Genomic DNA, 13,998 nt, shown 5'->3' with positions numbered 1-13,998 from the left:
CATCATGTTGGATCTGGTTAAGCTGAGCGGGCAAATTCCTGCGTTCACCCGGCACCTGCAACAGGAGTCGAAAGCCGGCCAAGAACGCCTCCGCCAAGCCTGGCAAGTTTTCGAGCGCTGGCAGCAGGAGCCGCAGGTTTGGCAGTCCCGCTGGGTGGAGTGGGGATCCCATCTGTCGTTTGTTTGCGCCAGCCCCGCCGAGCCGCTGGAAGCCTGGGGATCCCTGCCCAAGGTCGAGCCTCTGCAGGGGCGACACACGGTGGTGGCCACGGATGGATCCCAGATTTTGCCCAGTCACCACGAGATTGCCTACTGCTCGCTGATCAATGTTGGGCGCGTGGTTCTCCACTACGGCACCCAGGAGTGGCCGCTCCTGGACAGCCAGCCCCTGCTGCTGTATGGAGATGGGCCCCTTGCCCAGCAAAACCGCTCAGACTCCCCTCTCTCGGAACCGCGGGCAGAAGGGTTGCCGAGGGCCCCCCTTAACCGGCGAGACTCTCGCCCGCAGCGCGCTCCAGGTGAACGCAATCCTACCAGCGGCACGGAGTCCTCGTTGGGGCTGGAAGAGATACTGGCCTTACGACGCTCCCAAGCGGAACTGGAGGAGCTGGCTCGTTTGGCCCTGTCGGTGCCCCGTCGCCGCACCACGCTGGCGCTCCTGGATGGATCCCTGATCCCCTGGGGACTGGAACCTCTGTCCCAGTCGGCTCGGCGCCCCTGGTTGGATCCCATTCTGGCGACCTTGGAGCAGTTGCGGGCGGCCCGCATTCCTCTCGTGGGTTACATCAGCGCCTCCCGCAGCAGCGAAACCCTCAACTACCTGCGCTTGGGGCTGTGCCCGTACCTGGGCTGTGACTGCTACCGCTACTGTCCCGGCGAGAAGTCTCCTCCCTGCCATCCCTTCGCCCCCCTGGCAGACCGCGTCTTTTGGGGATCCCTGCTGCAGCCGGGAGAGCGCAGCCCCCTTTGGCGCAGCGGCGCCAGCGTGTTGGACGCCTTCGGGGAACACCACGTCCACTGTTGTTACCTCAATGTTGGCGAGGGATCCCTGGGCCAAGCCGAAATTGCTCGCCTGGAGTTTCCCGCTTGGGTGGTCCAGGATGCGGAGTTGCTGCAGCGGGCTCTGGCAGGGGTGCTGAGCCAAGTGCACAAGGGCTTTGGCTACCCCATCGCCTTGGCGGAAGCCCATCATTTGGCGGTGGTGAGAAGCGGGGATCGGCAACGGTTTTTTGCCTTGATCGAGCAGGAGCTGCTCCGGGCCGGCCTGCGCCACGTGGCCGTCTCCCGCAAGGAAGCCCAGAAGCGGAGTGGCATTGCCTGAACCGACGCCGGGGATCCCTGGCACCCAAGAGAAGGCTGTAGCCTATTGAGGGGATCCCCATTCAACGGCTAGGGTTGCCAAGGTGTCCCAATCCTGTCTCTGTTGCCGACATGACCGACATGATGATCCGAGCCCCTCTGCGCAGCCTCATCTCCCCCCTCACCCACGACCCCCTTTGGTACAAAGATGCAATCATCTACGAGCTGCCGGCACGGGCCTTTTTCGACAGCGACGGCGATGGCGTGGGCGACTTCCAGGGCCTGACCGAAAAGCTGGACTACTTGCAAGAACTGGGGATTACAGCCGTCTGGCTGCTGCCGTTTTTCCCCTCGCCTTTAAAAGATGACGGCTACGACGTTTCTGACTTTACCAGTGTTCACCCTGACTTGGGCACCCTAGAGGACTTCAAGATCTTTCTGGAGGCTGCCCATAAGCGGGGGATCCGCGTCATCATTGAGCTCATCCTCAACCACACTTCGGATCAGCACCCCTGGTTTCAGCGGGCCAGACGAGCTGCCCCCGGCACCCCCGAGCGGGACTTTTACGTTTGGAGCGATACCCCCGAAAAGTACAAAGAGGCCCGCATTATCTTTCAAGACTTTGAAGCCTCCAACTGGACCTGGGATTCAGCGGCCAAGGCCTACTACTGGCACCGCTTTTACTCCCACCAGCCAGATCTCAACTACGACAACCCCGCCGTACAAAAAGCCATGTTCGAGGTGGTGGACTTTTGGCTGAGCTTGGGGGTAGATGGCATGCGGCTGGACGCGGTGCCTTATCTCTACGAGCGGGAGGGCACCACCTGCGAGAGCCTACCGGAGACCCATGCCTTTCTCAAGGCTCTGCGCCGACACATTGACCAAAGGTATCCTGGCCGCATGCTGCTGGCGGAGGCCAACCAGTGGCCAGAAGATGCTGTGGCCTACTTCGGCGATGGGGACGAGTGCCACATGGAGTTCCACTTTCCCCTCATGCCACGGCTGTTTATGGCCATCCAGATGGAGGATCGCTTCCCCATCATTGACATCCTGCAACAAACCCCTCCCATTCCTGAAACCTGCCAGTGGGCCCTCTTCCTGCGCAACCACGACGAGCTCACCCTGGAGATGGTCACTGACGAGGAGCGGGACTACATGTACCAGGTGTACGCCAAGGATCCCAACGCGCGGGTGAACCTGGGGATCCGCCGCCGCTTGGCCCCCCTTCTGGGCAACAGCCGCCGCCGCATCGAGCTGATGAACAGCCTGCTGTTTTCTCTGCCCGGCACGCCGGTCATCTACTACGGGGACGAGATCGGCATGGGGGACAACATCTACCTGGGGGATCGCAATAGCGTGCGCACCCCCATGCAGTGGAGCGCCGACCGCAACGCCGGCTTTTCGCGGGCCAACCCTCAGAAGCTCTACCTGCCCATCGTCATCGACGCCGAGTACCACTACGAAGCTGTCAATGTGGAGGCGCAGCGAAACAACCCCCATTCCCTGTGGTGGACCATGAAGCGGCTCATCGCCGTGCGCAAGCGATTCCAAGCTTTTGGCCGCGGCTCCTTTGAGCTGCTCCACCCAGAAAACCGCAAGGTGCTTGCCTTTGTGCGAGCCTACCGCGGCGAGCGCATCTTGGTGGTGGCCAATCTCTCCCGCTACGCCCAGTGGGTGGGGCTGGATCTATCGCCGTGGGAAGGATTGATCCCGGTGGAGATCTTTGGCCACACCGAGTTTCCCCCTATTGGGCGACTGCCCTATTTCCTAACGCTAGGCCCCCATTCCTTTTACTGGTTTTCCCTTGAGCCCCAAACGGAGACCATCCACCTCAGCCCCAGCAAAGCGGAGGAGCAGGAACGCCTGGTCCCTCTGGTTGTTCAAAGTGGTAGTCCTCTGGTTGTTCAAAGTGGTAGTTGGGACAGTCTCTTGCAAGGGGAAAGCCAAAAGCAGCTGGAGGCAGTCTTGGCGGACTACCTCTACCGCTGTCGTTGGTTTGGCTCCCAAAACCGCCAGCTCCAGGCGATCCATATCCTGCAGGCTATCCCCTGCCGCCGAGAAGAGGAGTCCTTGCTGGGCAGCCAGATCTTGCTTCTCCAGGCCGAGTTTATCGAGGGCGATACGCAGCTCTACTCTCTCCCTGTGGGCTATGCCACCCAAGAAGCAGCCGTACACCTGCGCCTGGAGATGCCCCAGGCGGTCATCCTCCCTGTGCAAGTGGCCGGAGGGCCGGCGGGAGTAATTTTCAACGCCCTGGCTGACAAAAGCTTCTTGCTGCGGCTGCTGCAGCTAATTGCCCAGCAGGGCCGCCTGCGTCACCGTCAGGGAGAGCTCTGGGCCACTAGCTTTGCTGCCCTTGAGCATGACCTGGAACCCCGCCTCCTCAAGGCAGAGCAGAGCTACACCTCCGTTGTCTATGGCGACCACTACCTCCTCAAGCTCTACCACCGGGTGGCCGAGGGGGTAAACCCAGAGCTGGAGATAGGCCGCTACCTGCTGGAGCACCATCCCCAAGTGCGGGTGCCGCGGCTGCTGGGATCCCTGGAGTATCGCCGTCGTCGCGGGGCCCGTGGGTTTGATCCCGCCGATCAGCCCATTACCCTGGCCATTTTGCAGGAGTACATCCCCAACGAGGGAGATGCCTGGCACTACACCCTGGACAGCCTGGGGCAATTTTTTGAGGCGGTGCTGGTTCACTACCAAGAGGTGGATCCCGTGCCCGTGCCGCAGGGATCCTTCTTGGAGCTTTCCCAACAGCCCTTGCCGGAGCTGGCCTACGCCACCATCGGCAGCTACCTAGAATCGGTGCGGATCTTGGCCAAGCGCACCGCCGAGCTGCACATCGCCCTGGCTGCCGCTCGCGTCAGCGGGACGGAGTCCTTTACGGAGAACAAAGACTTTGCCCCAGAGCCTTTCTCCAGCCTGTACCAGCGCTCCGTTTACCAGTCCATGCGCAACTTGGTGGGGCAGGTGTTTCCGCTGCTGTTCGCGTCAGCGGGACGGAGTCCTTATAAGCAGCTCCCCAAGCTGCCGGAAGCAGAGGCCAACTTGGCTCGGGCTGTTTGCGACCAAGAAGGGGAAATCATGAGCCGCTTCCGCCTGATCCTGGAGCGGAAGATCACTGCCCTGCGTACCCGCTGCCACGGGGATTATCACCTGGGCCAGGTGCTGTTTACCGGCAAAGACTTTGTCATCATCGACTTTGAAGGGGAGCCGGCCCGCTCTTTGGGCGAACGGCGTCTCAAGCGTTGCCCCTTACGGGATGTGGCGGGGATGCTGCGATCCTTCCACTATGCTGTCCACACAGCTTTGCGCCAGCAACTGGAGAGCGGCTTGGTCTGCGCCGACCACTGCCCCGACATGATGCGGTGGGCCCAGTTTTGGCACCGCTGGGTCTGCGCGGGCTTTTTGGCCGAATATCTGCAGGTGGCTTCCCAAGCGGCTTTTTTGCCCCGCAGCCTGCAAGAGATAGAGGTGTTGTTGGACGCCTATCTGCTGGAAAAAGCCATTTACGAGCTGGGCTATGAGTTGAACCACCGCCCCGAGTGGGTGGAGATTCCCCTGCGCGGGATCTTGCAACTGCTGGGCATTTCCACCAAGGTTTAGGGGATCCTGTCGGCAGGCCATTTGGGGTGAGCGACTGGGGGACAAACATGTGTGGACGGTTTAGCCTGGCAGTGGCCCCAGAAGTGCTGATGCAGCATTTCGGCTTGCCGGCGGCAGCCCAAGAAAGGGCAGCTGTCCCCCGGTATAACATCGCTCCTTCTCAGCCGGTGCTGGCGGTGGTGGCGGGATCCCTTCAGCGCGAGGCAACCCATTTTCGCTGGGGCTTGATCCCCGCTTGGAGCCGAGCTCCTCAGGCCGGGTTGATCAATGCTCGTTCTGAAACGGTGGCCGAGAAGCCTTCTTTCCGCGAAGCTTTCCGCCGTCGTCGCTGCCTGATCCCGGCAGATGGCTTCTACGAGTGGGCCGACCAGGGTACAGGCAAGAAGGGCAGACAACCCTACTGGTTTCACCTGGTGGATCGACCGGTATTTGCCTTTGCCGGCATTTGGGAACGCTGGCGCAGTCCAGAGGGGGTGGAGCATGCCTCTAACCCCCAAAACCCTGAACTTTGCTGAATTTACTGAGCTTTAGGCGGTTTGGCAAAAGTCATTGAGAGGGATATAGTAGACCAAGTTTCCCCCTGATCCTTGAGTCCACCGCAACGGTTGCCGGGAAGTGAAGGGGGAAAGCGCTCGGGGGGTATTCCTCAGGGCTTTGCGGGATACCGCCTTCCTGTTTGGACTCCGTCCCGCTGACGCGAACAGAGATAGGCAGGATGCGATCGCTTCTTTCCTGAACCATGTTCAGGAGAGTTCAGCGTGAATGTATCAGGTGGAAACCTGTGCCATCCTCAACACTGCCGCCAACCGTCTGATGCAGCTTTTTCACGAGCGGATGCCCGTGATTTTGACGGAAAACGACTACGACCTCTGGCTGGATCCCCAGGTGCAGGATCCCAAGCTGCTTTTGCCCTTGCTCCGCCCCTACCCAGCAGAAGCCATGGCGGCTTATCCGGTCAGCACCTATGTGAACAACCCCCGCCACGAGGATCCCGCTTGCCGTGCTCCTATCGGAGAAGCAGTGCAGGGATCCAGCCTCAGCGAGCCCGCTGGTAGCGCATCCCCGGCAGTTGTACCAGCCAGCCTTCCAATTCCATAAGCAGCAGGGTACTGGAAAGGGTGGCAATATCCATCTGGCTAGCCTGGGCCAGGGCATCGAGGCTGAGGATGCCCTCCCCTAGCAGCTGCCAGAGCAGTTGCTGTTGGGGATCGCTGGGGCCAGTGGACGAGGGCTGCTTTAGCACAGGGGATCCCTGGAGGAGGCCCAAGTCTTTCAACAGCTCCTCGATCCCCAGGATCATGCCGGCGCCGTCGCGGATGAGCTGCAGGCAGCCGCGGGCTGCTGCCGTGTCGATGTTCCCCGGCAGGGCATACACTTCCCGACCGTAGTGGTTGGCCAGGTGAGCAGTAATTAGCGCTCCCGAGGTTTCCGGAGCCTCCATCACCAAAGTGGCGCGGCAGAGGCCGGCAATGATGCGGTTGCGCTGGGGAAAATGCTCCTTGGCCGGTGGCGTGCCGGGGGGATATTCGCTGAGGATGGCCCCTTGGGCCAGGATGCGCCGGTAGAGAGCTTGATGGTGAGCTGGGTAAACTTTGTCCACCCCCGTTCCCACCACGGCCACCGTCTTGCCGCCGGCATCCAGACAGGCCTGGTGGGCAATGCCGTCGATCCCCGTTGCCAGCCCCGAGACCACCACACAGCCAGCTTCCGCCAGGGCAGCGCTGACTTTCTGGGTCCACTGTCGACCGTAGGCCGTAGGGGCGCGGGTGCCGACGATGGCAATAGCCGGCTGTTGCCAATTGGGACATTCTCCTAGGGCATAGAGAATGGGCGGGGGATCTGGCACCTCCCACAGCAGCGGCGGATAGTCCGGATCTGCAGGCGTGAGAAAGGGGATCCCCGCTTTGAGGGTTTCCTCCAGGATCTGCTCGGGATCAAGGCCAGGACGGGCAGAGACAATAGCCTGGGCCAGGGTGGGGCCAATGCCTTCCACCTGCCGCAGGGCCGGGGCATCCGCTTGCCAAGCCCGCTCCAGGGATCCAAAAAACTCCGCCAGCCGCTTGAGCCGGTGGGGGCCAATCCCTTTGATGCGGGCCCAAGCTAGCCAATAAGGCCGCTCTGGTTCTCCGCGCTTTGGCCAACGGAAAGGCTCCACCTTGCCGGCAGGATCTGAAGGGGAAGTGGAGAAAGACAATTTCAGCTCTGCGCAACAGTGGCTGTATCTTAAATAATCGGCAAAAGGAACCCGTGGCAAAAAATCAGGAGATGGGCAGATGTCAGGGTTGGATCCCGCCGGTAACCTTCAAGGATCAAGGCAGCTGCGGTTTGGGCGGATGCGCCAAGCTTGGGTGTGGGGGGCCTATCCCCTGCTGTGGCTGTTGACCTGGGTGGGATCCCGCTCGGCCCAGCCCCAGTTTTTGGGGATCCCGGCCTGGTATTGGCTGGCGGGATTGGCTGTCCTGCTGTTGGTACCTCTTAACTTCTACATTGTGCGCGTTTGCTGGCCGAGAGGCGGAGATGAGTAACACGGTTTTGAGTCTGGGTGTGGTGGGGGCATACTTGCTGCTGCTGGCGGCCATTGGCTTCTGGAGCTATCGCCACAGCGGCCAGGATCCGGTGAGCTATTTTTTGGCAGGGCGGGGGTTGGGATCCCTGGCTCTAACTTTGACGACGCTGGCCACCTTGCTCAGCGCCTTTACCTTCATTGGGGTGCCGGCAGATGCCTATACCCACGGCATAGGGATCTTCCTGGGGGTGGGAGTGACCACCGCCTTCATTTCGGGGCTGTTTTTGTGGGTGGGCTACCGGGTATGGCTAGCAGCCCAACACTTTGGCTTCATCACCCCTTCCGAGTTTTTCGGCCACCGCTTCAACAGCCCTCTTTTGGCTCTACTCTACTGCCTTAGCGCCCTGACGTTTACCGCCCCCTACATCAGCATCCAGATCATTGGCGGAGCCCGCACCCTGGCGGCGGTGTTGGGGGAGGGGATCCCCTACTGGCCCTTGGCGGTGGTGGTGGCGCTGGTGATCTTGGGGTATGTGCTCTTTGGCGGATCCCAGGCGGTGGTCTGGACGGACGTGGTGCAGGGGATCATCCTGATTTTGGGGATGGGGGTGGCCTTTGTTGCAGTGGCTTTCTCCCTAGGGAGAGAAGCGGGTAGCGAACTGGATCCCTGGCTGAGCTTGCCCGGCCCCAATGGGCGCTGGAGCTGGCAGGGGCTATTTGGCAACCAGTTGCTGTTTTTCATGGCCACGCCCCTTTTCCCGCAATTTTTCCAGCGCTTCTACATGGCCAAAAGTGCCCGGCCCTTCCAGACCCTGATGGTAGTCTGGCCGCTGCTGATTCTGCTGGTCTTTTTCCCAGCAGCTCTGCTGGGGGTTTGGGGCCGCCTGGCTTTTCCCAGCCTGGAGAAAACGGATCAGATTATGCCCATGATGTTGCAAACCCTGCCCAGCGGCGTAGCAGCGGTGGTGATTACGGCGGCCCTGGCTGCTCTCATGTCTACAGCTGACTCCCAGCTTCTCACCGCCAGCTCCCTAGTGACGCGGGATCTGGTGGTTACCTTCTTCAGGCGCCAGCTTTCCCCCCACCAAGAAGAGTTGCTAGGCCGCTGGGTGGTGCTGGGGATCGGCCTAGCTTCCTTTGTGATTGCTCTTAACCCGCCGGGGCTGATTGTGGAGATTGCCACCTGGAGCTTTCAGGGAAATGCCATGCTGTTCCCTGTCTTAATTGCCGGCCTGTACTGGAAGCGGGCTACCCGCGCTGGGGCTGTAGCCGGGGCCCTCGTCTCCAGTGGCCTGACTTTAGGTTGGCTGTCGGGTCTGTTGCCGCGGGCTTGGACAGGGGGCTGGTTACCCGTAATCCCGGCAGTGGTTATCGGCAGTGGGGTGTTAATTGGCGTAAGCTTGCTTACCCAGCCGCCCAAGGAGCAGGTGACCGCCTACTACGAGGAAGGGCCTTGGGGAGAGTAGGTTATTCTTTATCGATCAGCTCAATCAACGCTTTTCCAGGTCTGCCGGTAGCCAGCCAGCTTGAGCCAGGCCGTTGAGAAATGCGAAAGTCCCTCCTAGAAAAAGCAAGCCCATCAGGCCCGCCAAGGGGTTGCCACCAATCCCCGTTAGCCACGCTGGCGCCCTGCCGGTGTAGTCTATCCAGGCCAAGTTGTTGACCCAGGCCATGCCCCATACCCAACCCGCGTGCAGCCCTAGGCTAAGGCCCAGCTTGTTTTGGTTCCAGACCCTCGCCTGCACCAGCAGCAGCCCCATCAGCCACAGTCCGGGAAATTGCGGCCAGGTGGCGAGAATCTCAGGCAAAGGCTTCAGGAAATGGGCCATAGCAAACAGGAAGCTGGATCCCCACACCGCAGTGCTGCAACCGTAGTCCAGCAGCATCTCCTGCAGCAGCCAGCCGCGAAAAAACAGCTCCTCCGCCAGCGCCACCCCCAAGCCCAAAAGCAACCCCAGCAACCCATAGACCAGCAGGGATCCCCCTCCTACCGCCCTCCAACTCAGCCAACCCAGGGATCCCTCTAGGCCAAACAGCAGGAAAAGCCCGCCCACACCTATCCCCAGGCCCCAGAGGATCCCGCCTCGGCAAGGCCAACTGCCATCCAGTCCATAGGCGGCAAACCCGGATCCCCACACCCATAGCCAGGCTAGCAGCAGGGCATACAGGAGCAGCCACAGGTACTCCCGTCGTTCAGGAAGAAGCCAACTCCCCAGCCCGAGCAACGGCAGCCAGGCCAAGAGCGGGATCGCCAAGAAAAGCAGCAGACGCAGCAGAAATGGACAAGCCCTCAGCTTGGAGATCGGCAGGCCCATCCAACCCGCCCCGCCTAGCGTTCCGGCTCAATGGAGCTGGTGAGGCCGTGCTGACGCAACTGCTCACAGTAAAACTCCGCGTGCTCCCGCGGCACCACGATCACCACAGCAACACCGTTGTTGTGGGCCTCTAGCATGATCTCGGTGGCTTGCGGCGGCATCATGGATGGGATCACCTTGACCAGCACCTGCACCACGTACTCCATGGTGTTGACATCGTCGTTGTGCAGCAACACCCGGTACATGGGCATGTGCTTTGGGGTTACAGAAGGCTTGACCAGAGTCTCCGTAGCCACGACGATCCCTCCTTCGGCAGGGTCAACAAGAAGTCTAAGGAACGCAAAACCGCAAAAATGGGGCAAAAGCAGGAAAAACTGTAATGAAATTTTAGCCTTCTCAGCAAGCTCTGTGAAAAGGCCCTGGGGAGCCTAATCCATTAAACAAACCCTAACCCAACCTTCACCTGCCCACAACCTCAGCTTGGGGGCAAAAGTGCTTGACTAAAAAGGCGATTGGCCTTTGTTGCGGATCCCTTTACATTTGCCTGTGTCCCTGAGGTGGGCCCTATGAGTTCCCTGCGTTCCCGTCGCTTTTTCCTGCAGTTGCTGATGTTTGGAGGTGGGGCAGCTGCCCTGGCTGCCTGTGGGGGCACCTCCAGTTCCTCCATTCCCCCCCTGGGAGAGCCCGGGTTCCCTCAAGGGGTATTTGCCGGGGATCCCACCTCGGAAGGGGCGGTGCTTTCCACGCGGGTGATCCCGGCCAGTGCAACAGACACGGTTGCGGTGACGTTGCAGGTGGCTGAGAATTCCGAGTTCAACCCCATTTCGCAACAAGTTTCGCTTACTGCTCGCCGTGTGGCGGGCCGCAACTACCGCACTGAGCCAGGCGACTACATTGCTCGTGCCGTCGTCACCGGCTTGAGGCCAGCGCAGCGCTACTTCTACCGGTTTGTCAGCGAGGGGTTTACCAGCCCTGTAGGCCAGTTTCGCACCCTGCCAGCTCCTGGGGATGGACGACCCATTCGCTTCTTACACATCAGTTGTGCCAACGAGCCTCCCTTTCCTAATTGTGAACGGCTTTTTGGCACCGGTGAACCCGGCCAATCCCCAGGTGAGCGGGATCCCAGGGGTAACCACAGGCAACCTGCGCTTTTTGGAGCTGGCGGTGCCCAACTACAACGTTATTGAAGTCTCCGGCAGCCGCTGCACCATTCAAATCAAAGGCCCCGCCGGCAGTGTTTTGACGGATCCCTTAGGGCGAAGGGGGGAACTGAATTTGCCGCAATGAGAAGTCGGCCAGACCGATGCGGGAGCTTCGCCGGATTTCTGGTCAGAATTGAGGGATCCCTGCTCTACTCGGGATCCCTTTTTTTGTAACTCTTTTTCGCGATTTTCAGCATGAGATTCTTAAGATCCTTAACGTGATCTGAATCATTCGGGAGAAACGGATCTGGGTGCTAGAGTGTGGGCGTTGAGGTGGATCCCTGTAGAAAATCTATCTCCGTTTTTCAGTAGGAGGGCAGTCTTATGGCTTCGGTGCGGGGCTGGTTGGTGGCAAGCTTAATAGGAGCGGCCACAGTTATCGGGGGCGCTGCCGCCTGGGCTCAGAGCCGTAGTTTGTGGCTTCTTAATGGACAATCGACCGTAGTTACAGGCTATTTCTACCGAGGTGAAAACATCTGGGCGCAGTGCGACCAGGATTGCTTCGATGTGGATCTGGTGCTTTACGATGCCAGCGGTCAGGTGGTGGCTGCAGACGAACTGTTGGACGATTTCCCCATCGTGCAGGCGCCCTACGAGGGCAACTTTTCCGTCAAGGTGATTATGGCTAGCTGTCTCCACCCCCGTGGTTGCGCTGTGATCGTAGACTCGGACTACAGCTTCTAGAAGGGTGCTGGCTGTCCTCACTTCGCTGCTACTGCTTAGGAACTCAGTCCGTAGCCTAGGCTGCTTTGTGAGCAGCTTCCTGGACTTTGGCGTGGGTAAACTTGCTCAGGCCGTGGATGGTCTTTTCCCAGTAGAAGGGCTTGGTAAAGAGCTGCCACAGGGCCATGTAAGCTGCCATAGAGTGCAGTTGCCAGTAGATGGGGTTGAGCAGGGCATAGAAGGCCAGATCGTAGTACCCTCGCCGGAAAACGGCCACCAAGTTGAGGTAAATCCCAATGGCATTGCCCACCAGGAGGTTAAACAAGCCCAGATAAACCAGCCAACTGGGGAAAATGTTTTGCAGCCAATGGGCGCGGGTGAGCAGCCAGTAAATAAACAGCAGCCACATGATGGGGCTGGTGAGAAAGGTAAAGAAGCTGCCGCCAATAAAAAACTGGTAAGACAGCCAGTTCTTGAGGCCCAGCTTGCGCAACGAGCGCAGGGGGTTGCGGTTGTGCACCAGCCAAGTTTGCATGTAGCCCTTGATCCAGCGGGAGCGCTGCCGGATCCAGTTTTTAACGGCGCAGTTGGCCTCTTCATAAGTGGTGGAGTTGATCACCCCCACCGTATAGCCGTGCTGGCTGGCGCGGATGCCTAGATCTGCGTCTTCGGTGACGTTAAAGGGATCCCATCCCTGCAGCTCCCGCAGGCGGTCAGTGCGAAAGTGGTTGCTAGTGCCTCCCAGGGGGATGGGCATTTTCAGAGTTTCCAAACCCGGCAGAAGATAATCAAACCAATAGGAATACTCCAAGGTGAACATGCGGGTGAGGAAGTTCTCGTTGCGGTTGAAGTAGTTAAGGGCAGCCTGGACGCAGACCAAGCTGGGATCCCCTTTCTGGAAGGCGATGACCGCTTTTTTGAGTTGATCTGGGTCAGGAATATCTTCAGCGTCGTAGATGGTGAGATATTCACCACGGGCAAAGGCCAGGCCGTAGTTGCAGGCTTTGGGTTTGGTCTTGGGTTTGCTGTCGGGCACCAACAGCAGGCGCACGTAGCGGGGGGGCTTGGCAGCTCGAGCTGCCTCAATGGTGTCTCGGTCGTTTTCCTCCAACAGAATAAGCACATCCAACCGCTCGTGGGGGTAATCCAGCTTAGAGAGAGACTTGATCAAAATTGGCATCACTTCCGGTTCTTTGTAGACCGGCACCAGGATGGTATAGATAGGCAAGTCGCGATCATCCAAAGCGGCTACTTCCTCATCGGTAATCTGGTGGAAGCGATCGGCGGATCCCACCAGGCTGAGCAGCAGTTTGAACAGGATCGAAGCGACGTAAAAAAGATTGATCAGCAGCACCAAGATCGTTAGAGTCGCCCAGGGAGCAGTGGCCAATCCCCAGAGCAACAGCAGCAGCAGGCCATAGCCCACCGCAATCTGGGAGGGGGTAAACACCCGCGAGGCCGATTCCTCCGGCAGGCGGGCCATCAGCTTGTACACCGCCTCTTGGCTGAAGCGGGATCCCTGGTCTTGGCTGAGCAGTTGCGTGATATCCTGCTCGGTGCCCAGCACCTTTTCAATCCGCAAGCCTGGCCGCCAGCTGTAGAGCAGCTCATCCACCGCCCAGTCCAGGGGGTCATTGACCATCACTGTAAGGGTGTGCTCATCCGTCCAGCTCAAGGGGTAGAAGAGGTGGCGCATCATCACCTCGGGATCAAACTGCCGGCTCAGGCTCTCGTCGCGGTGGAGCAGCCCTGTCCCCATTAGTTCTGAGACAGCGGGGTAGCCCAGCAAATGGGCTAGGATGCTGAGATACTCGGGGGTGGAGAGGTAGCTCAGCCGGGTCAGCACCTGCCCCAGGCTGGAGCCGGTGCGGCGGCGGATCTCCAAAGCCTGCTGCCACTGCTCTAAGGTAAGACGGCTGCCCAGCAGCTCGACGGCCAGCTTGCGCTCAAGGATGACCGTCAGGATCTGCTTTTCAGTGGCTGGGATCTCCCAGAGTTTTTCTGCTTCCGGGCACAGGTGTTTCACAGACTGCCAAATGGCGGGGAAGCCCGGCTCTTCTGTGGCCACCACAACAGTTTGCGGGTCGAGCCAGCCACAGGGCAAAAAGCGCACCGGCACCAAATCAATAGGCTCAATCAGCCAAGGCAGCTCTGGATCTAGGGAGTGCTTGAGCAGCCAGTCTCTCAGCCTAGGCCGGTCCAGAATCTGGCGACACAAGTTGACAAACTTGCCCGGGTGCATGACTCGCAAGCTCCAAAGAGCCCTAGGCAAGGAGCAACTAGCTGCTTCGCGATACTCCTCAGCCTTAGCCAATTGCTGACGGGTAAGGTAGCCCGTGCGCAAAAGCGAGGATTTGAGGGACTGGAGCATGGCTGGAAACCCTATTCGCGCAAGTGGGACGGAGTC

The 13,998-nt window shown here is 59.8% G+C and carries 12 protein-coding genes; 8 read left to right on the top strand and 4 right to left on the bottom strand.

All coding sequences use genetic code 11. The features are described 5' to 3' along the window. Nucleotides 1–4 precede the first annotated feature (4 nt). From ACVW0B_RS05885 to ACVW0B_RS05870, 4 genes are all read left to right on the top strand, one after another. Nucleotides 5–1,321, top strand: coding sequence for a DNA double-strand break repair nuclease NurA (locus ACVW0B_RS05885; protein WP_457491193.1), 1,317 nt, complete (start codon nt 5–7; stop codon nt 1,319–1,321). 122 nt (nt 1,322–1,443) lie between these two features. Next, nucleotides 1,444–4,905 carry a maltose alpha-D-glucosyltransferase gene (gene treS / locus ACVW0B_RS05880; protein WP_457491207.1) on the top strand — a complete coding sequence of 1,154 codons (3,462 nt, stop codon included), beginning with the start codon at nt 1,444–1,446 and terminating at the stop codon, nt 4,903–4,905. A gap of 47 nt (nt 4,906–4,952) precedes the next feature. Next, nucleotides 4,953–5,420, top strand: a complete 468-nt coding sequence (locus ACVW0B_RS05875) for an SOS response-associated peptidase (protein ID WP_457491192.1) — start codon at nt 4,953–4,955, stop codon at nt 5,418–5,420. A 247-nt stretch (nt 5,421–5,667) separates the two neighbouring features. Continuing rightward, nucleotides 5,668–6,003 (top strand): SOS response-associated peptidase family protein, encoded by a 336-nt coding sequence (locus ACVW0B_RS05870; RefSeq protein WP_457402304.1) that lies wholly within the window; start codon nt 5,668–5,670, stop codon nt 6,001–6,003. On the opposite strand, the gene dprA is transcribed toward ACVW0B_RS05870, so the two are convergent. Next, nucleotides 5,942–7,099 carry a DNA-processing protein DprA gene (gene dprA, locus ACVW0B_RS05865; protein ID WP_414350682.1) on the bottom strand — a complete coding sequence of 386 codons (1,158 nt, stop codon included), beginning with the start codon at nt 7,097–7,099 and terminating at the stop codon, nt 5,942–5,944. The two genes, ACVW0B_RS05870 and dprA, sit on opposite strands and share 62 nt — an antisense overlap. Nucleotides 7,100–7,238: 139 nt before the next feature. On the opposite strand from dprA, the gene ACVW0B_RS05860 reads away from it, so the two are divergent. Both ACVW0B_RS05860 and ACVW0B_RS05855 read left to right on the top strand, forming a co-directional pair. Continuing rightward, complete coding sequence (locus ACVW0B_RS05860) at nt 7,239–7,430, top strand: hypothetical protein (RefSeq protein ID WP_238376882.1); 192 nt, start codon at nt 7,239–7,241, stop codon at nt 7,428–7,430. Further along, a complete protein-coding gene (locus tag ACVW0B_RS05855; RefSeq protein WP_457491191.1) occupies nt 7,423–8,877 on the top strand; it encodes a sodium:solute symporter family protein in 1,455 nt (484 codons plus the stop codon). The genes ACVW0B_RS05860 and ACVW0B_RS05855 overlap by 8 nt, the downstream gene beginning before the upstream one ends. Nucleotides 8,878–8,901: 24 nt before the next feature. Here the strand turns inward: ACVW0B_RS05855 and ACVW0B_RS05850 are convergent, their stop codons facing one another. Together ACVW0B_RS05850 and clpS are read right to left on the bottom strand one after the other, a co-directional pair. Further along, entirely contained in the window at nt 8,902–9,726 is an 825-nt protein-coding gene (locus ACVW0B_RS05850) for a CPBP family intramembrane glutamic endopeptidase (protein WP_457491190.1), read from the bottom strand. A 14-nt stretch (nt 9,727–9,740) separates the two neighbouring features. Further along, nucleotides 9,741–10,022 (bottom strand): ATP-dependent Clp protease adapter ClpS, encoded by a 282-nt coding sequence (clpS, locus tag ACVW0B_RS05845; protein ID WP_414333897.1) that lies wholly within the window; start codon nt 10,020–10,022, stop codon nt 9,741–9,743. Between the two features lie 270 nt (nt 10,023–10,292). Here clpS and ACVW0B_RS05840 point away from each other — a divergent pair, with 270 nt between their 5' ends. Both ACVW0B_RS05840 and ACVW0B_RS05835 read left to right on the top strand, forming a co-directional pair. Beyond that, nucleotides 10,293–10,913, top strand: a complete 621-nt coding sequence (locus ACVW0B_RS05840; RefSeq protein ID WP_457491189.1) for a PhoD-like phosphatase N-terminal domain-containing protein — start codon at nt 10,293–10,295, stop codon at nt 10,911–10,913. Between the two features lie 339 nt (nt 10,914–11,252). After that, the gene (locus ACVW0B_RS05835; RefSeq protein WP_414374183.1) at nt 11,253–11,612 is read left to right on the top strand and encodes a hypothetical protein; all 360 of its coding nucleotides are present in this window, start codon (nt 11,253–11,255) and stop codon (nt 11,610–11,612) included. Between the two features lie 55 nt (nt 11,613–11,667). Here the strand turns inward: ACVW0B_RS05835 and ACVW0B_RS05830 are convergent, their stop codons facing one another. Then, on the bottom strand, nt 11,668–13,962 hold the full coding sequence (locus ACVW0B_RS05830) for a glycosyltransferase family 2 protein (RefSeq protein WP_457491188.1): 2,295 nt from the start codon (nt 13,960–13,962) through the stop codon (nt 11,668–11,670). Between the last annotated feature and the right edge of the window lie 36 nt (nt 13,963–13,998).

The organism is Thermostichus sp. MS-CIW-23, from assembly GCF_054059455.1.
This window is presented reverse-complemented; position numbering and strand designations above follow the sequence as displayed.